At 62.8% G+C, this 17,260-nt stretch carries 16 protein-coding genes; 7 read left to right on the top strand and 9 right to left on the bottom strand.

Annotated elements, in window-relative coordinates:
• Positions 1-17: 17 nt before the first annotated feature.
• The 7 genes from ssuB to MKK04_RS01015 all read right to left on the bottom strand — a co-directional run bounded on the left by ssuB (position 18) and on the right by MKK04_RS01015 (position 6,923).
• On the bottom strand, positions 18-830 hold the full coding sequence (ssuB, locus tag MKK04_RS01045; RefSeq protein WP_013970450.1) for an aliphatic sulfonates ABC transporter ATP-binding protein: 813 nt from the start codon (positions 828-830) through the stop codon (positions 18-20).
• Positions 827-1,624: an aliphatic sulfonate ABC transporter permease SsuC gene (gene ssuC, locus MKK04_RS01040; RefSeq protein ID WP_207833120.1), complete on the bottom strand. Its 798-nt coding sequence runs from the start codon at positions 1,622-1,624 to the stop codon at positions 827-829. Before ssuC ends, ssuB begins: the two co-directional genes overlap by 4 nt.
• Before the next feature lie 10 nt (positions 1,625-1,634).
• Complete coding sequence (gene ssuD, locus MKK04_RS01035; RefSeq protein WP_063914454.1) at positions 1,635-2,783, bottom strand: FMNH2-dependent alkanesulfonate monooxygenase; 1,149 nt, start codon at positions 2,781-2,783, stop codon at positions 1,635-1,637.
• A 59-nt stretch (positions 2,784-2,842) separates the two neighbouring features.
• Positions 2,843-3,808: a sulfonate ABC transporter substrate-binding protein gene (locus MKK04_RS01030; RefSeq protein ID WP_087501910.1), complete on the bottom strand. Its 966-nt coding sequence runs from the start codon at positions 3,806-3,808 to the stop codon at positions 2,843-2,845.
• 84 nt (positions 3,809-3,892) lie between these two features.
• The gene (ssuE, locus tag MKK04_RS01025) at positions 3,893-4,486 is read right to left on the bottom strand and encodes an NADPH-dependent FMN reductase (protein WP_207833118.1); all 594 of its coding nucleotides are present in this window, start codon (positions 4,484-4,486) and stop codon (positions 3,893-3,895) included.
• A 290-nt stretch (positions 4,487-4,776) separates the two neighbouring features.
• Positions 4,777-5,415 carry a peroxiredoxin gene (locus MKK04_RS01020; RefSeq protein WP_015268594.1) on the bottom strand — a complete coding sequence of 213 codons (639 nt, stop codon included), beginning with the start codon at positions 5,413-5,415 and terminating at the stop codon, positions 4,777-4,779.
• 167 nt (positions 5,416-5,582) lie between these two features.
• Complete coding sequence (locus tag MKK04_RS01015; RefSeq protein WP_063914451.1) at positions 5,583-6,923, bottom strand: OprD family porin; 1,341 nt, start codon at positions 6,921-6,923, stop codon at positions 5,583-5,585.
• 564 nt (positions 6,924-7,487) lie between these two features.
• Between MKK04_RS01015 and tauA the strand changes: the two genes are divergently transcribed.
• The 4 genes from tauA to tauD are packed head-to-tail and all read left to right on the top strand — an operon-like array spanning position 7,488 to position 10,993.
• Complete coding sequence (gene tauA, locus MKK04_RS01010) at positions 7,488-8,459, top strand: taurine ABC transporter substrate-binding protein (protein ID WP_063914450.1); 972 nt, start codon at positions 7,488-7,490, stop codon at positions 8,457-8,459.
• 27 nt (positions 8,460-8,486) lie between these two features.
• Positions 8,487-9,275 carry a taurine ABC transporter ATP-binding subunit gene (tauB, locus tag MKK04_RS01005; protein ID WP_207833116.1) on the top strand — a complete coding sequence of 263 codons (789 nt, stop codon included), beginning with the start codon at positions 8,487-8,489 and terminating at the stop codon, positions 9,273-9,275.
• Positions 9,272-10,111 carry a taurine ABC transporter permease TauC gene (tauC, locus tag MKK04_RS01000; protein WP_233694742.1) on the top strand — a complete coding sequence of 280 codons (840 nt, stop codon included), beginning with the start codon at positions 9,272-9,274 and terminating at the stop codon, positions 10,109-10,111. The genes tauB and tauC overlap by 4 nt, the downstream gene beginning before the upstream one ends.
• A 48-nt stretch (positions 10,112-10,159) precedes the next feature.
• The gene (gene tauD / locus MKK04_RS00995) at positions 10,160-10,993 is read left to right on the top strand and encodes a taurine dioxygenase (RefSeq protein ID WP_241106161.1); all 834 of its coding nucleotides are present in this window, start codon (positions 10,160-10,162) and stop codon (positions 10,991-10,993) included.
• Between the two features lie 126 nt (positions 10,994-11,119).
• Here tauD and betT read toward each other — a convergent pair whose 3' ends face one another.
• Together betT and epsC are read right to left on the bottom strand one after the other, a co-directional pair.
• The gene (gene betT, locus MKK04_RS00990; protein WP_207833172.1) at positions 11,120-13,081 is read right to left on the bottom strand and encodes a choline transporter BetT; all 1,962 of its coding nucleotides are present in this window, start codon (positions 13,079-13,081) and stop codon (positions 11,120-11,122) included.
• Between the two features lie 332 nt (positions 13,082-13,413).
• Positions 13,414-14,346, bottom strand: a complete 933-nt coding sequence (gene epsC / locus MKK04_RS00985) for a serine O-acetyltransferase EpsC (RefSeq protein ID WP_207833108.1) — start codon at positions 14,344-14,346, stop codon at positions 13,414-13,416.
• A 391-nt stretch (positions 14,347-14,737) separates the two neighbouring features.
• Here epsC and tcyJ point away from each other — a divergent pair, with 391 nt between their 5' ends.
• Genes tcyJ through tcyN form a run of 3 tightly spaced genes read left to right on the top strand, consistent with a single transcriptional unit; the run spans position 14,738 to position 16,958 of the window.
• Positions 14,738-15,532, top strand: coding sequence for a cystine ABC transporter substrate-binding protein (tcyJ, locus tag MKK04_RS00980; RefSeq protein WP_063914446.1), 795 nt, complete (start codon positions 14,738-14,740; stop codon positions 15,530-15,532).
• On the top strand, positions 15,529-16,197 hold the full coding sequence (tcyL, locus tag MKK04_RS00975; protein ID WP_063914445.1) for a cystine ABC transporter permease: 669 nt from the start codon (positions 15,529-15,531) through the stop codon (positions 16,195-16,197). The genes tcyJ and tcyL overlap by 4 nt, the downstream gene beginning before the upstream one ends.
• A gap of 2 nt (positions 16,198-16,199) precedes the next feature.
• On the top strand, positions 16,200-16,958 hold the full coding sequence (tcyN, locus tag MKK04_RS00970; protein WP_063914444.1) for an L-cystine ABC transporter ATP-binding protein TcyN: 759 nt from the start codon (positions 16,200-16,202) through the stop codon (positions 16,956-16,958).
• Positions 16,959-17,260 lie beyond the last annotated feature (302 nt).

Here is a 17,260-nt window from a genome sequence, read left to right as displayed (position 1 = left end):
TTTGGTGAGTGAGTCATTCAGTGCGCCCAACGCAACTGCGTGGGCAAAGGGGCTACAGGATCCGGCTCGGGCGCAGCGCCCGGGGCCGACAGAACACGGTTGAGCACTTCGCTTTCCAGCGCGGCCAGGCGGTGCGAACCGCGCGCCCGGGGCCGTGCCAGGTCGACAGTGAGGTCGAGCCCGACCTCGCCGTCCTCGATCAGGATCACCCGGTCAGCCACGGCGACTGCCTCGCTGACATCGTGGGTAACCAGCAACACGGTGAAGCCGTGCTGACGCCACAGGCGTTCGATCAGTTGCTGCATCTCGATACGGGTCAATGCATCCAGCGCCCCGAGCGGCTCGTCCAGCAGCAAAAGGCGCGGCTGGTGGATCAGCGCCCGGGCCAAGGCGACGCGCTGCTTCTGGCCACCCGAGAGTGCCGCCGGCCATTCATTGGCGCGGTCGGCCAGGCCAACCGACTCCAACGCTTCCAGCGCACGCGGGCGCCAGTCGCCAGACAGGCCCAGGCCAACGTTGTCGATCACTTTCTTCCACGGCAGCAGGCGCGCGTCCTGGAACATCAGGCGGGTCTCTTCGCGGGCCTGTTCCAGCGGTGCAGCTCCGGCCAGCAACTGGCCTGCAGTGGGCTGGTCGAGACCAGCCAGCAGGCGCAGCAAGGTGCTCTTGCCGCAGCCACTGCGGCCGACGATGGCGACAAACTGGCCGGCCGGAATGTGCAGCTCGATGCCCTTGAGCACTTCGCGCTGGCCAAAGGTCTTGCGCAGGCCGCTGGACGCCAGCGGGATGCCACGCAGCAGGCGTGGCGGCTGTTCCTTGAGCACGGTCATGCGCCCTCCTTCCTGGCTACTTGATAGGCCGGGTGCCAGCGCAGCCACACACGCTCCAGGCCGCGGGCAGCAAGGTCGGCAAGCTTGCCGAGCACGGCATACAGGACGATGGCCAGTACCACCACGTCGGTCTGCAGGAATTCACGAGCGTTCATTGCCAGGTAACCAATGCCGGCGTTGGCCGAAATGGTTTCGGCAACGATCAGGGTCAGCCACATGAAACCCAGGGCAAAACGCACGCCGACCAGGATCGAAGGCAGTGCCCCGGGCAGGATCACCTGACGGAACAGCCCGAAGCCGGACAGGCCGTAGCTGCGCGCCATTTCCACCAGCGCCGGGTCAACGTTGCGGATGCCGTGGTAGGTGTTCAGGTAGATCGGGAACAGCGTGCCCAGCGCGACCAGGAAGATCTTTGCCGACTCGTCGATACCGAACCACAGGATCACCAGCGGGATCAGCGCCAGGTGTGGCACGTTACGGATCATCTGCACCGAGCTGTCGAGCAGGCGTTCACCCCAGTTCGACAGGCCGGTGATGAAGCCCAGCACCAGGCCGATGCTGCCGCCGATGACAAAGCCCAGCCCGGCACGCCAGCCACTGATGGCCAGGTGGGTCCAGATCTCGCCACTGCGCACCAGCTCCACGCCGGCGCTGACCACGGCGCTGGGCGCCGGCAGGATGCGCGTCGACAGCCAACCGGCGCTGACCGCCAGCTGCCAGGCGGCCAGCAGCAGTACCGGCAGCGCCCATGGCGCCAGGCGCTGGCCAAGGTTGTTGGAAGTTGCACGACTCATGGCCTGGCCCTCAGCTCTGCGCGACGGACTTGGGCAGGATGTCGTTGGCCACCATTTCGCCAAACGGGCTCACATACCCGCCGGTCTTGGCTTGCTCCGGACGTTGCACATCCAGGTGCGGGAACAGCAGCTCGGCCACCCGGTACGACTCTTCAAGGTGCGGGTAACCGGAGAAGATGAAGGTATCGATGCCCAGCTCGGCGTATTCCTTGACCCGTGCTGCCACGGTCGGGCCATCGCCGACCAGTGCGGTGCCGGCACCGCCACGTACCAGGCCGACACCGGCCCACAGGTTGGGGCTGACTTCCAGCTTGTCACGGTTGCCGTTGTGCAGGGCGGCCATGCGTTGCTGGCCGACCGAGTCGAAGCGCGCGAGCGAGGCCTGGGCGCGAGCGATGGTGTCGTCGTCCAGATGCGAGATCAGCTTGTCGGCAGCGGCCCAGGCCTCTTCGTTGGTTTCCCGCACGATCACGTGCAGGCGGATGCCGAAGCGCACTTCGCGGCCCTGGGCAGCGGCTTTCTCACGCACCTGGGCGATTTTTTCGGCGACCGCGCTCGGCGGCTCGCCCCAGGTCAGGTACAGCTCGACCTGCTCGGCGGCCAGGTCCTGTGCGGCTTCGGAGGAACCGCCGAAATACAGTGGCGGGCGTGGTTGCTGGATCGGCGGGTAGAGCAGTTTGGCACCCTTCACCTGGATGTGCTTGCCGTCGTAGTCGACGACCTCGCCTTCCAGCACCTTGCGCCAGATACGGGTGAACTCAACAGAGGCTTCATAACGTTCCTGATGGTTCAGGTGCAGGCCGTCACCGGCCAACTCGTCCGGGTCGCCACCGGTCACCAGGTTGAACAGCGCGCGGCCGTTGGACAGGCGATCAAGGGTTGCCGCCTGGCGTGCCGCCACGGTCGGCGAAATGATCCCGGGGCGCAGGGCTACCAGGAACTTCAGGCGCTGGGTCACCGGGATCAGCGATGCCGCGACCAGCCAGGAGTCCTCGCAGGAACGCCCGGTAGGGATCAGCACACCACCAAAGCCGAGCCGGTCGGCTGCCTGGGCGATCTGCTGCAGGTAGCCGTGGTCGACGGCGCGGGCGCCCTCGGAAGTGCCCAGGTACTTGCCGTCACCATGGGTAGGGAGGAACCAGAAAATGTTAAGGCTCATTGGAGTTGTCTCCTCAAGGGGGGCTCAGCCAGGGCGGCGCCCCGGCGTAGGCAAATCAATCAAGGCGCACTGGCGACCTTGGCCGGGGGTGTCCAGATCACGTCCTTGATGCTCAGCGGCTTGGGAATCAGCTTCAGCGCCTGGAACGTGTCGGCAATCTTCTGCTGCGCGGCCACCACGTCGGCGGTGAGCGGCGCGGCACCGTAGCCCTGGCGCTTGACCGAGGTCAGGGTGATGTCGGTGGGCAGGCCGAGCAGCGGCGCGACCTGGTCGGTTACTTCCTGCGGGTTGGCCCGGGACCATTCACCCACGGCGCGCACTTCTTCGATCAGGGTGTTGATCACCGCCGGGTGCTGGGTCGCGTAGTTGCGGGTGGCCAGGTAGAACTGATGGTTGTCGACCAGGCCCTTGCCGTCGCGCAGGGTATGAGCCTGCAGCTGTTTCTCGGCGGCAGCCTGGTACGGGTCCCAGATCACCCAGGCATCCACGCTGCCACGCTCGAAGGCCGCGCGGGCATCGGCCGGGGGCAGGTACACCGGCTGGATGTCGCTGTATTTCAGGCCTGCGTCTTCCAGGGCGCGAACCAGCAGGTAGTGAACGTTGGAGCCTTTGTTGAGGGCGACTTTCTTGCCCTTGAGGTCTTTGACCGACTGGATCGGCGAGCCCTTCGGCACCAGGATCGCCTCGCTGTGCGGCGCTGGCGGTTCGTACGCGACGTACAGCAGGTCGGCACCGGCGGCCTGGGCGAACACCGGTGGGGTTTCGCCAGTGACACCAAAATCGATGGAGCCGACGTTCAGCCCTTCAAGCAGTTGCGGGCCGCCGGGGAACTCGGTCCATTGCACCTGCACGCCCTGCTCGGCCAGGCGCTTTTCCAGCGTGCCTTTGGCCTTGAGCAGCACCAGGGTGCCGTATTTCTGGTAACCGATACGCAGGCTCTCGGCCTGGGCTTGGGTGATGGCGCCGAAGGACACAGCCGCCGCAAACAGGGCGACCAGACCGCGACGCAAGAAGACTGTGCGCATGGCGCTCTCCTGTGCGAGTAGGTTCGGGTTGCACCTGCTTGCCTCGTTGTCGGGCGAGTAAGGTGGTGAAGCGGGTTGAGCCGGTCAGATGCTCCAGCGAGCGCTGATCAGACGTTCGTTCAATACGCCGGGGGCCACGGGGCGCGGCCGGCGGGCCAGGGCAACGTGGAAGGTTTCCAGCGCGTCGTGCAGGCGTTCTTCCAGCGCTGCTACCAGCTGCGCGGGCCTGGTGCCTTCTGCGTAGGCGACCTGGCTGTCGTCGGCGAAGATCCCTTGCAGGGTCTCCTGCGCCTTGAGTGCCGACAGCACGGGCTTCAGTGCGTAATCCACCGCCAGCATGTGGGCGATGCTGCCGCCGGTGGCGATCGGCAACACGATCTTGTGTGCCAGGGCGCGTTCGGGCAGCAGGTCGAGCAAGGTTTTCAGGGCCCCGGCGAACGAGGCCTTGTACACCGGCGTGGCGACGATAAGGCCATCGGCCTGGGCCACCAGCTGCTGGAAGTGCTGCACCTGCGGGCTGTCGAAACGGGCATGCAGCAGGTCTTCGGCGGGAAAGTCACGTACCTGGAACGTCACCACCTCGACGCCACGGTCCTGCAGCCACTGGCGCGAACGCTCCAGCAGCACGCCGGAGCGTGAACGGGTACTGGGGCTACCACCGATTGAGACGACCAGCATTGCAGCGCTTCCTTGTGTTTTGTTGGAGGTGACATTAACAGCCGCCACATATATCTAGAAATCATATTTTTTCATTTGTTTATTCCATTTTAATCAATTCCCCATGCCGGCCCTTTCGCGGGTGAACCCGCTCCCACAGGGACCGCACAAGGCCTGAGACTTGCGCTATCGCTGTGGGAGCGGGTTTACCCGCGAAGAGGGCCATGCGGGGTTTCAGCAGGCATAAAAAAGGGCCGTCGAAACGGCCCGAATATCCCTGCTTGGCTAAGAGCAATGCAACGAGGAATCCTTTAACGATTAGGCTGCGGGGTCAGCCGCAGATAGGGTTTGACCGCCCGGTAACCTTTGGGGAAGCGCTGCCTGATCTCTTCCTCGTCCTTCAGCGAGGGCACGATCACCACGTCGTCACCGTCCTGCCAGTTACCTGGCGTGGCGACCTTGTGGTTGTCGGTCAACTGCAGCGAGTCGATCACCCGCAGGATTTCGTTGAAGTTGCGCCCGGTACTGGCCGGGTAGGTGATGGTCAGGCGCACCTTCTTGTTCGGGTCGATGACAAACAGCGAGCGCACGGTCAGGGTGTCGCTGGCGTTCGGGTGGATCAGGTCGTACAGGTCGGACACCTTGCGGTCGGCGTCGGCAATGATCGGGAAGTTGACCACGGTGTTCTGGGTTTCGTTGATGTCATCGATCCAGCGGTGGTGCGAATCGACCGGGTCCACCGACAGGGCAATGGCCTTGACCCCGCGTTTGGCGAAATCGTCCTTGAGCTTGGCGGTCAGCCCCAGCTCGGTGGTGCACACCGGGGTGAAGTCGGCCGGATGGGAGAACAACACCCCCCAGCTGTTGCCCAGCCACTCGTGGAAGCGGATTTTGCCTTCGCTGGAATCCTGTTCGAAATCGGGGGCGATATCGCCGAGTTTAAGGCTCATGGGCTGCGGCTCCTGTGCTGGGTTCTGTACCGTGTGGGTTCAATGTGCCTGCATTCGATTAAAAATAAAAAGAATAAATACTGATTTATTTATAACCATTGGTCATACTAAATCGCAGGTACAAAAAAGCCTCGCACTAGGCGAGGCTCTTTTGGTAACGCTGGAACTTACATGAAGGCGTAAGTGTAGTTCACGATGAAGCGTGCCTGATCCTGGTCAGAGCTGCTCTCGCCGCTACCACGGTAGACGCCTTGACGCAGGCTGAAGCCCAAGCCTTTGAAGGTGCCTTGCTGAATGGTGTAGTCGACGCGTGCGTCACGTTCCCACTCGTTGTAGGTGCCGTTGCCCGACTTGTTGCGGATATCGTCACCACGCAGGTAGGCCAGCGATGCCTTCAGGCCTGGAACGCCCAGAGCCGCGAAGTCGTAGGAGTACTGACCGAAGGTGGTGTTCTCGCCAGCACGGGCGAACTGGTTGATCATGCTGTCGGTGAACAGGTAGAAGCTGGAACCACCAGCACCTTCCGAAGTACCGCTGTCGTTGACCAGGCTGCCCTGGTTCAGCCATACGAAGCCACCGTCGTCGCCAACCTGCTGGTGACCGAGCATCAGCGCGTGGCCACCCAGGGTATAGGTGAACATGGCGGACCAGGTTTTGTTGTCGATTTCGCCGGTGTTCTTGGCGTAGCCACCGTTGTTGTTGAAGTTGTAGGTGCTGTCGTTGCCGTTTTTGCCGTCGCTGCTGCTATCGAAGTAGCGCAGGTCGGTCTTGAACGACTGGTCGTCAGCAATCTTGAAGACGTGGGTAGCACCCAGGAAGTGCTGCTTGTAGAAGTCTTCCAGGTTCGAGTAGTAGTACTGCAGGGTCAGGTCTGGAGTGAGCTTGTAGTCCAGGCCGCCGTAGCGGAACTTGTTGCTTTCAGCGGTAGCGCCCGCTACGGACAGGCCGGTACGGTTGCTCGAGGCACGGCCCATGGCGTGGGTCAGCTGACCGGCATTGATGGTCAGGTTGTCGATTTCCTTCGAGGTGATGGTGCCACCCTCGAAGGTCTGCGGCAGCAGACGACCATCGTTGGAGACCAGGATCGGCAGGTTCGGCGCGAGCGCGCTACCGAAGTGCGCTTCGGTCTTCGAGAAGCGAGCCTTGGCGTTGGCACCGAAACGAGCCCACTGGGCTGCGGAGCCTTTGCCGTCATCCGGGAAGAAACCACCCTTGTGGTAACCCTCGCCACCATCCAGGTGAATACCCCACAGCGCTTGGGCATCAACACCAAAGCCAACGGTACCTTCAGTGAAGCCGGAGAGGTAGTCGAGCTTGAAGCCCTGGCCGGATTCACGCTGATCTGGACGTTCTGCGCCAGGTTTTGCGTGGTCTTCACGGTTGTCGTTGTTGAAGTACATGGTGCGCGAGCTGAGCGACAGTTTGCTGTCTTCAACGAAACCGGCAGCGCCTGCTTGTTGGGCGAGAACCCCCAGTGCCACGGCCAGGGCCAGGCTGGACTTGTACATATTTTGCTCCTCTACGTTCTAATTCTTGTGTATCTCTGGCGGTGGGATCTGCTGCCCCGCTCACCGTGGATTGGCGATTTAGTCCCAAAGCGTGACCGTTAAGTCAATCGTTTCTAAACGTTTCGCGACTTTGGTCTAAGACGCCACCTGCGCTACAGGATAATGACAATCCTATAAATCCAAAATGACCGTTTTATGAATTGGTAAGATTTTTACGGAATATGTTAGGAACTGTTACTGCCATTCGTTAGCAGCAGCTCGCCTCTAATAACCATTGGTTATTTGCAAACGTTTGCTCATAACCTAATTCCGTATCGTTCTATAGGGACGAAAAAGCCTAGCAGCCGTCTGTGATTTCGCCATTGCGCAAGATCACCTACGTTGCAACCTTTGTGCGGTCGATGTGGGAGCGGGCATGCCAGCTCCCACAGGTATCGCATAAAGGCGGCACCGTTAAAGCAATTGGCTCCTAAGCTAATGCAAAAAAGTTATTTATTTTACTTTTCTTAGATCATTTAGCCTTCTCGCCATCCATCACATCGATTGCCTGACGAGAGGTTCACCATGATCCCGCACGCTCCGCTGCGCCTGTTCGCCGCCCTGACCCTCGCCAGCGCCAGCTGGTTGGCCCAGGCTGCCGACCTGACCGTGGCTTACCAGACCACTGTCGACCCGGCCAAGGTGGCGCAGGTCGATGGCGACTACGAAAAAGCCAGCAAGGCCAGCATCGACTGGCGCAAATTCGACAACGGCGCCGACGTGATCACTGCCGTAGCCAGCGGCGATGTGCAGATCGGCTACCTGGGCTCCAGCCCGCTGGCCGCCGCCGCCACCCGCAAGCTGCCAGTCGAGACCTTCCTGATCGCCACGCAGATTGGCGCCGGTGAAGCCCTGGTTGCCCGCGACAGCATCAAGACGCCGCAAGACCTGGTCGGCAAGAAAGTCGCCGTGCCGTTCGTCTCCACCGGCCACTACAGCCTGCTGGCCGCGCTGAAAAGCTGGAACATCGACCCGGCCAAGGTGCAGATCCTCAACCTGGCGCCGCCGGCGATCATTGCCGCCTGGAAGCGCGGCGACATCGACGCCACCTATGTCTGGGACCCGGCCCTGGGCGTGGCCAAGGAAAACGGCAAGGTGCTGATCACCTCCGGCGAGCTGGCCAAGAAAGGCGCACCGACCTTCGACGCCTGGATCGTGCGCAAGGACTTCGCCGCCAAGCACCCCGACGTGGTCAAGGCCTTTGCCAAGGTCACCCTCGATGCCTACGCCGACTACCGCAAGAACCCGCAAGCCTGGCTGGCCAACCCCGACAACGTGAGCAAGCTGGCCAAACTGTCGGGCGCCAAGCCTGCCGACATCCCGGTGCTGCTGCAGGGCAACGTCTACCCGCTGGCCGCCGACCAGGCCAACGCACTGGGCGCACCGACCACCCAGGCGCTGACCGACACGGCCACCTTCCTCAAGCAGCAAGGCAAGGTCGACGCGGTGCTGCCGGACTACTCGCCGTACGTCAGCGCCCAGTACCTCCCCAACTAAGCCTGTAGAAACCGACCGGAGCCTGCCATGGCCTTGCTCGAACTGGAGCGCATCAGCGCACAGTACCCCGGTGCCGAAACCCCGGTACTGGCCGACATCAACCTGAGCCTGGGGCCGCGCCAACTGCTGGTGGCCCTGGGGCCTTCCGGCAGCGGCAAGACCTCGCTGCTCAACCTGATCGCTGGCTTCGTCGCCCCCAGCGGCGGGCGCATCACTTTGGACGGCGTACCCGTGCAGGGCCCCGGCGCCGAGCGCGGCGTGGTATTTCAGGACGATGCGCTGCTGCCTTGGCAGAACGTGCTGGGCAACGTCGCCTTTGGCCTGGAACTGGCCGGTGTGCCACGCGCCGAGCGTGAAACCAAGGCCCGCGAAATGCTGGCCCTGGTCGACCTCGACGGGTTTGGCGAGCGGCGTATATGGCAATTGTCCGGTGGCCAGAAACAGCGTGTGGGCCTGGCCCGGGCGCTGGCAGCCGACCCACGGGTGCTGCTGATGGACGAGCCGTTTGGCGCACTCGATGCCTTCACCCGCGAGCAGATGCAGGAGTTGTTGCTGCAGGTGTGGCAGCGCACCGCCAAGCCGGTGTTCCTGATTACCCACGACATCGAAGAAGCCGTGTTCCTCGCCAGCGAGCTGGTGCTGCTGGCGCCCAACCCGGGGCGCGTGGTGGAGCGCCTGCAACTGGACTTCGGCCAACGCTATGCAGCCGGTGAATCGGCGCGGGCGATCAAATCCGACCCCGCCTTCATCGAAACCCGCGAGCATGTACTGGCGCGGGTGTTCTCTCAACGTCAAAGCCTGCAGGAGCGCGCATGAGCAGCCTGGACCTGCCGGTCACCGGCAAACGCAACACCCAACACCGGCCAGCCGCCAAGCTGCGCCGCCCCCTGCCCACTCGCTGGATCAGCACCCTGACCCTGGCCAGCCTGCTGTTGGCCTGGTGGCTGGTGACCGCGGCCGGCTGGATCGAGCCACTGTTCCTGCCCTCGCCCGCCGATATCCTGAGCAAGGCCGGGACCCTGCTGACCCAGGGCTACATGGATGCCAGCCTGTGGCAGCACCTGGGTGCCAGCCTGGGACGCATCGGCGTGGCCCTGCTGGCCGCCACCCTCACCGCCATCCCGGTGGGCATCGCCATCGGCTACAACCGCGTGGCCCGCGGCATTCTCGACCCGCTGATCGAGTTTTACCGGCCGATCCCACCGCTGGCCTACTTGCCGCTGATCGTCATCTGGTGCGGCATCGGCGAGTTGTCGAAGGTGCTGCTGATCTACCTGGCGATCTTCGCCCCCATCGCCATTGCCACTGCCACCGGCGTGCGCACGGTCGACCCGGCCAAGCTGCGTGCCGCGCAGTCGCTGGGCGCGACCAAGGCCCAGCTGATCCGCCACGTGATCCTGCCCAGCGCCCTGCCCGACATCCTCACCGGCATCCGCATTGGCCTGGGGGTCGGCTGGTCGACCCTGGTGGCCGCCGAGCTGATCGCCGCCACCAGCGGCCTGGGCTTCATGGTGCAGTCGGCGGCGCAGTTCCTGGTTACCGATGTGGTGGTGCTGGGCATTCTGCTGATCGCCCTGATCGCCTTCGCCCTGGAAATGAGCCTGCGTGCCCTGCAACGCAAACTGGTGCCTTGGCACGGGCAGAGCCACTGAATCCTGTTGACCACGCCAGCAGCCTGGCGCCTGATTGAAGAGACCGACATGAGCCTGACCATCACCCCCCTCAGCCCGGCGCTCGGCGCCCAGATCAGCGGCGTGGACATCAGCCGCGATATCACCGCCGAAGAACGTGACGCCATCGAGCAGGCGCTGCTGCAGCACCAGGTGCTGTTCTTCCGCGACCAGCCGATCAACCCGCAGCAGCAGGCGCGTTTTGCCGCACGCTTCGGCGACCTGCACATCCACCCGATCTACCCCAACGTGCCGGAAACCCCGCAGGTGCTGATCCTCGACACGGCGGTGACCGATGTGCGCGACAACGCCGTGTGGCACACCGACGTGACCTTCCTGCCGACCCCGGCCCTGGGCGCGGTGCTCAGCGCCAAGCAGTTGCCGGCCTATGGTGGCGACACCCTGTGGGCCAGCGGCATCGCTGCCTTCGAAGCCTTGTCGGCGCCGCTGCGCGAGATGCTCGACGGGCTGACCGCCACCCATGACTTCACCAAGTCGTTCCCGCTGGAGCGCTTTGGCACCACGCCGGAAGACCTGGCGCGCTGGGAAGCCACCCGGCGCAACAACCCGCCACTGTCGCACCCGGTGGTGCGTACGCATCCGGTGAGCGGGCGCAAGGCGTTGTTCGTCAATGAGGGGTTTACCTCGCGCATCAATGAGCTGAGCGAGCTGGAAAGCGAGGCGCTGCTGAAACTGCTGTTCGCCCATGCGACGCGGCCGGAATTCAGTATTCGCTGGCGGTGGCAGGAGAATGACGTGGCCTTCTGGGACAACCGCGTGACCCAGCATTTTGCCGTGGATGACTACCGGCCGAACCGGCGGGTGATGCATCGGGCGACCATCCTCGGGGATGCGCCCTTCTGATAGAGATGCATCAGCAGTGCCGGCCTCTTCGCGGGTAAACCCGCTCCCACAGGTACCGCACCGGTATTGAAGCCAGTGTTATACCTGTGGGAGCGGGTTTACCCGCGAAGAGGCCGGTACAGGTTACTATCTGACCAGATGCAGGAACTGCATGTGCCTTTCGTACTGGTCGAGGATGTCGTTGATGATCTGCTCCTTGCTGTAGCCCACCAGGTCATAGTTCTGGCTGCCTTCGCTCAGGTGCACCTCCGCCCGGTAGTAACGGCGGTTCTTCAACTCCTGCGTACCCAGCCCACCCAGGGCGAACGATGGTGTGAAGTAACCACGCATCTGTACCTGGTAAATGAACGGCTGTTCCTCGCCATGGCCAATCTTCAGGCTGACGTTGTCATGGCTCGGGTCGTCCTGGGTAATCAGCACCAACCCCTTCTGCTCGAACACCTCACGCACATCGGCAATCGCCGGGCGTACCACGTCGTCCATGAAGCGGTACACCTCATCACGCGACGGGAAGTGCACCGCCTGGCTCAGGCGCTGGCGCCAGCCACCACGGCCGCGGCGTGACTGGGCGAACGGGGCCAGCGAATGCATCTGCGCGATCTGCCGTTGCGACTCCAGGTAGAACGCCTTGTGCAGCCCCCACATCATGCACAGCAAGATCAGCGAGAATGGCAACGAGGTCAGCACCACCGCCGACTTCAGCGAATCGATGCTGCCGGCGAACAACAACGCACTGGTGATCAACGCCGTCATCGCGCCCCAGAAGATGCGCAGCCAGTTCGGCCCGTCCTCGTCGGTGTCACCACCCTTGGCCGACAAGGTCGACAGCACCACGGTGCCCGAGTCGGCCGAGGTGACGAAGAACACGAAACTGATGAACACCGTCACGGCGATCACCGTCTTGCTCCAGGGGTAGGTCTCCAGCAGCAGGTACAGGCTCATCGACGGGTTATCCAGCGCCGACTGGCCCAGCGCGGTCATGCCGTGGTTGATGACCTGGTCCAGGGCGCTGTTGCCGAAGATCGACATCCACGCCAAGGTGAAGCCCAGCGGAATCAACAGCACGCCAAAGACGAACTCGCGGATGGTGCGGCCACGGGAAATGCGGGCGATGAACAGGCCCACGAACGGCGCCCAGGCAATCCACCAGGCCCAGTAGAACACCGTCCAGCCGCCCAGCCAGTCGCGGTTCTCGCCGTAGGCATAGACGTCGAAGCTCTTGCGCGGCAAGGCCCCCAGGTAGTCGCCGAGGTTCTGGATCAGCGTGTTGAACAGGTGCTGGGTAGGCCCGGCGAACAACACGAACAGCAACAGCGCGCAGGCCAGGAACAGGTTGATGTCGCTCATCACCCGCACGCCCTTCTCCACCCCGGCGACGGCCACGGCCACCGCCGCGCCCATCATCAGGGTGATGAGCAGTACCTGCACCCACTGGCTGTGGTCGATGCCGAACAGGTAGTCGAGGCCGGCGTTCAGGTGCAGCACGCCAAAGCCCATGTCGGCACCCAGGCCGAACACCGTGGCGATGATGCCGAAACCGTCCACTGCATAACCGATCGGCCCGTTGATGCGCTTGCCGATCAGCGGGTACAACGCTGAACGCAAGGCCAGCGGCAGGTTGTGCCGGTAGGCGAAGTAGGCCAGCGCCATGCCGACGAAGGCGAACACGCCCCAGCCATGCAGGCCCCAGTGCAGGAACAGGATCTGCATCGCCTGGCGCCCGGCCTCGGCCGTGCCCGCTTCGCCCTGGGGCGGCTGCAGCATGTGGGTCAAGGGTTCGGAAACGCAGAAGAAGAACAAGGTGATGCTGATGCCGGCGGCGAACAGCATGCCGGCCCACGACAGGTAGCTGAACTCGGGCTCGTCGTGGTCGGCACCGAGCTTGATCTTGCCGTAGCCGGACAAGGCGGTGACCACCACGAAGACCAGGTACAGCGTCATCGCCAGCATGTAGTACCAGCCGACCGTGTTGGCCGCCCAGTTCTGCGCCGCCAGCAACCAGTCGCCTGCTGCTTGCGGATAGGAAATGACCACCAGGCCGAAGATGAGGATGAAACTTGCCGCGAAATAGAACACCGGGGGGTTCATGCGGATCTTGCCGTTGGCAAGTGAAGAGGTCGATGCACTCATTGGGGGTGCACCTCGTCGAATGACGTAAGGTTCGGAATGAACGGGTTCAGCAAAGGAATCCTCCTGTTGAACACCGGCAGCGGACCAGCGTTTTTCATTGAACAAGCGTTCAAGTTAAACATGGATCGGATTTCAATGCGAATTGGGGCGCTGATTGGTGCCCTCCTGTTCTGGCCCTTTCGCGGGTAAACCCGCTCCCACAGATACTGCACAAGATTCAAAATCTGTGGGGTTCCTGTGGGAGCGGGCAAGCCCGCGAAGAGGCCAGTACAGGCTAAAGAGATGCTAGATCAGTTCTTGTCCTGGCAATCCAGCTGCAGGTTGGCCTGGGTAATGTTGCTCTCGGCCGGCACACTGCGGGTCAGCCACACATTGCCGCCAATGGTCGAGCCTTTGCCGATGGTAATCCGCCCCAGCACCGTGGCCCCGGCATAGATCACCACATCGTCCTCGACGATCGGGTGGCGTGGCAGGCCCTTGTGCAGCGTGCCCGACTCATCGCTGGGGAAGCGCTTGGCGCCCAGGGTCACCGCCTGGTAGATGCGCACACGTTCGCCGATGATCGCGGTTTCGCCGATCACCACGCCGGTGCCGTGGTCGATGAAGAAGCTCGGGCCGATCTGCGCTCCGGGGTGAATGTCGATCCCCGTGGCCGAATGCGCGAGCTCCGAGCTGATCCGCGCCAGCAACGGCAGGCCGGCCTGGTACAGGTGGTGCGCCAGGCGGTGGTGGATGATCGCCAGTATGCCCGGGTAGCACAGCAGCACTTCATCGACGCTGCGCGCCGCCGGGTCGCCGTGGTAGGCGGCCAGCACGTCGGTGTCGAGCAGCACGCGCAGGCCCGGCAGGGCGGCGGCGAAGCCCTGCACCAGGCTCAGCGCATGGGCATCGACGCCGGCCAGGTCGCCCTTGCTTTGCCGCGCGGCGTAGCGCAGCTCCAGGCGGGCCTGGGCCAGCAAGGCAGTCAGCGCGGCATCCAAGGTATGGCCAACGTAGAAGTCTTCGCTTTCTTCGCGCAGGTCGACCGGGCCAAGGCGCATGGGAAACAGCGCGCCGCACAGTTGTTCCAGAATCTGCCGCATCGCCTCGCGCGAAGGCAGCTCACGCCCGCCCTGCTCGCCAATGCTGCGGCCATTGCGGGTACGCCATTGTTCACGGGCACCGCGCAGGCCGGTGACGATGCTCTGCAACTGCCAGTGCCCGGATGAAGGTTGTTCGCTCACGGTTTTCTCCTGCCTGAAGAGGCCAACTGTTTTTATCGGCAGGTCAGGCCTCTTCGCGGGTAAACCCGCTCCCACAGGTACACCACAAGGCTCAAGATCTGTGTAGTCCCTGTGGGGGCGGGTTCACCCGCGTAAGGGCCGGACCTGCTTACATGTAATCCACTCTACGGCAAATCCGTCTCTTGGAAAAAACAACGCTTTATTCCATCCTGCGCTAAGTCAGGCATAAGCCGCGATGACGGAGCAGGCAACCTCGCCTACCCTCAAAGCAGCCAGCAACTGGCAAAAACCAAAAAGGAAATAACAAAATAATTTTTTAGTATTTCCTGGCCTAAGCAGCCAACTCTATATTCGCCACCCACTACTTCCACAACAAGCGCGGGGCTCTGTCATGTCGAAATTCGCCAAACCGCTACTCAACGCCAGCCTGGCACTCCTGCTGGGTGCCGGCCTGCTCAGCCAGGCCTTCGCCGGCGAGCAATTGAAGACCATCCAGGAAAAAGGCGTGATCAACGTCGGCCTCGAAGGCACCTACCCACCGTTCAGCTTCCAGGACGAAAACGGCAAGCTGACCGGCTTCGAAGTGGAGCTTTCCGAACTGCTGGCCAAAGAGCTGGGGGTAAAGGCCAAGGTACAGCCGACCAAGTGGGACGGCATCCTCGCCGCACTGGAATCCAAGCGCCTGGACGTGGTGATCAACCAGGTGACCATTTCCGAAGAGCGCAAGAAGAAGTACGACTTCTCCGAGCCTTACACCATCTCCGGCATCCAGGCGCTGATCCTGAAGAAGAAGGCCGAGCAGCTGAACATCCACAAGGCCGCCGACCTGGCCGGCAAAAAGGTCGGCGTAGGCCTGGGCACCAACTACGAGCAATGGGTCAAGCAGGACGTGCCGCAAGCCGATGTGCGCACCTATGAAGACGACCCGAGCAAGTTCGCCGACCTGCGCAACGGCCGCATCGACGCCATCCTGATCGACCGCCTTGCTGCGCTGGAATACGCACAGAAAGCCAAGGACACCGAACTGGCCGGCGATGCCTTCTCGCGCCTGGAAAGCGGCGTAGCCCTGCGCAAGGGCGAGCCGGAACTGCTGGCAGCGATCAACAAGGCGCTGGACAAGCTCAAGGCTGACGGCACGCTGGCCAAGCTGTCCGAGAAATACTTCGGTGCCGATGTCACCAAATGATCGCTGAAAGCCTGCAACTCGTTGTCGACTCCACGCCCTTCCTGCTGAAGGGCGCGGGTTATACAGTGCTGCTCAGTGTTGGCGGCATGTTCTTCGGCCTGCTGCTGGGCTTTGCCCTGGCGCTGATGCGTTTGTCGAAGATTCTGCCGCTGAACTGGCTGGCGCGGGTCTACGTGTCGTTCTTCCGCGGCACGCCGCTGCTGGTGCAGCTGTTCGTCATCTACTTCGGCATGCCGCAGATCGGTATCGAGCTCGACCCGATCCCGGCCTCGCTGATCGGCCTGTCGCTGAACATGGCCGCCTATATCTGCGAGATCCTGCGCGCGGCGATTTCCTCGATCGACCGTGGCCAGTGGGAAGCCGCCGCCAGTATCGGCATGACCCGCGTCCAGGCCATGCGCCGGGCGATCCTGCCCCAGGCCTTGCGCACCGCCCTGCCGCCGTTGGGCAACAGCTTCATCTCGCTGGTCAAGGACACCGCCCTGGCGGCGACCATCCAGGTGCCCGAGCTGTTCCGCCAGGCCCAGCTGATTACCGCGCGCACCTTCGAAGTGTTCACCATGTACGTGGCGGTGGCGGTCATCTACTGGGTGCTGTGCAGCATCCTCGCGCACTTCCAGAACCGCATGGAAGCGCGCGTCAACCAGCATGACCAGGAGCATTGAGCATGATTGAAGTCAAAGGCCTGACCAAGCGGTTCAAGGGCCAGACCGTGCTCGACGGTATCGACCTGACCGTGCAGCCCGGCGAAGTGGTGGCCATTATCGGCCCCAGTGGCTCGGGCAAGACTACCTTCCTGCGTTGCCTCAACCTGCTGGAAACACCCGATGCCGGGCAGATCCAGATTGGCGACATCAGCATCGACGCCAACCGCCCGCTGGGTGGCCAGCAAAGTGCGATCCGCCGTTTGCGCCAACAGGCCGGGTTCGTGTTTCAGAACTTCAACCTGTTCCCTCACCGCACCGCTCTGGAAAACGTGATCGAGGGGCCAGTGATCGTCAAGAAGACGCCCCGCGAGCAGGCCATCGAACTGGGCCGGCGCCTGCTGGCCAAGGTCGGCCTGGCAGGCAAGGAAGACGCCTACCCGCGGCGCCTGTCCGGTGGCCAGCAGCAACGGGTGGCTATCGCCCGCGCCCTGGCCATGGAGCCGGAGGTGATCCTGTTCGACGAGCCGACCTCGGCGCTGGACCCCGAACTGGTGGGTGAAGTGCTGGCGACCATCCGCGGCCTGGCCGAGGAGAAGCGCACCATGATCATCGTCACCCACGAGATGAGCTTTGCCCGGGATGTGGCGAACCGGGTGATCTTCTTCGACAAGGGCGTGATCGTGGAACAGGGCGAGGCCAAGGCGCTGTTTGCAGCGCCAAAGGAAGAGCGTACCCGGCAGTTCCTGCGCAAGTTCCTGGGGACTGCTGCCTCCGAGTAAACCTGTACCGGCCTCTTCGCGGGCACGCCCGCTCCCACAGGTATTGCACCGATTTCAAAACCTGTGCTGTACCTGTGGGAGCGGGCGTGCCCGCGAAGAGGCCGGCACATCCAGAGCAAATACCTCCTTCTATACATATTCCAAAGAGTTAGTTCATAAACTTTTTATAAAGCATTAGGGTATATATACCGGACCACCGGACCAGCACACATCTGCCGCGATCAGCTGTAGCGGCATTACTTTTTTGTGAGGTCAGGAATGGTCAGGATCACAATCACCCCAGTGCGTAACGCCAGGGCATT

The sequence above is a fragment of the Pseudomonas sp. LS.1a genome, from assembly GCF_022533585.1.
GTDB lineage: Bacteria > Pseudomonadota > Gammaproteobacteria > Pseudomonadales > Pseudomonadaceae > Aquipseudomonas.
The sequence above is the reverse complement of the archived record's forward strand: the minus strand, read 5'-3'. Positions and strand labels throughout refer to the sequence as shown.

Bases quoted from the DNA above. Each gene is read 5' to 3' on its own strand.
- ssuB (WP_013970450.1), bottom strand. From the start codon at position 830: ATGACCGTGCTCAAGGAACAGCCGCCACGCCTGCTGCGTGGCATCCCG.
- ssuC (WP_207833120.1), bottom strand. From the start codon at position 1,624: ATGAGTCGTGCAACTTCCAACAACCTTGGCCAGCGCCTGGCGCCATGG.
- ssuD (WP_063914454.1), bottom strand. From the start codon at position 2,783: ATGAGCCTTAACATTTTCTGGTTCCTCCCTACCCATGGTGACGGCAAG.
- MKK04_RS01030 (WP_087501910.1), bottom strand. From the start codon at position 3,808: ATGCGCACAGTCTTCTTGCGTCGCGGTCTGGTCGCCCTGTTTGCGGCG.
- ssuE (WP_207833118.1), bottom strand. From the start codon at position 4,486: ATGCTGGTCGTCTCAATCGGTGGTAGCCCCAGTACCCGTTCACGCTCC.
- MKK04_RS01020 (WP_015268594.1), bottom strand. From the start codon at position 5,415: ATGAGCCTTAAACTCGGCGATATCGCCCCCGATTTCGAACAGGATTCC.
- MKK04_RS01015 (WP_063914451.1), bottom strand. From the start codon at position 6,923: ATGTACAAGTCCAGCCTGGCCCTGGCCGTGGCACTGGGGGTTCTCGCC.
- tauA (WP_063914450.1), top strand. From the start codon at position 7,488: ATGATCCCGCACGCTCCGCTGCGCCTGTTCGCCGCCCTGACCCTCGCC.
- tauB (WP_207833116.1), top strand. From the start codon at position 8,487: ATGGCCTTGCTCGAACTGGAGCGCATCAGCGCACAGTACCCCGGTGCC.
- tauC (WP_233694742.1), top strand. From the start codon at position 9,272: ATGAGCAGCCTGGACCTGCCGGTCACCGGCAAACGCAACACCCAACAC.
- tauD (WP_241106161.1), top strand. From the start codon at position 10,160: ATGAGCCTGACCATCACCCCCCTCAGCCCGGCGCTCGGCGCCCAGATC.
- betT (WP_207833172.1), bottom strand. From the start codon at position 13,081: ATGAACCCCCCGGTGTTCTATTTCGCGGCAAGTTTCATCCTCATCTTC.
- tcyJ (WP_063914446.1), top strand. From the start codon at position 14,738: ATGTCGAAATTCGCCAAACCGCTACTCAACGCCAGCCTGGCACTCCTG.
- tcyL (WP_063914445.1), top strand. From the start codon at position 15,529: ATGATCGCTGAAAGCCTGCAACTCGTTGTCGACTCCACGCCCTTCCTG.
- tcyN (WP_063914444.1), top strand. From the start codon at position 16,200: ATGATTGAAGTCAAAGGCCTGACCAAGCGGTTCAAGGGCCAGACCGTG.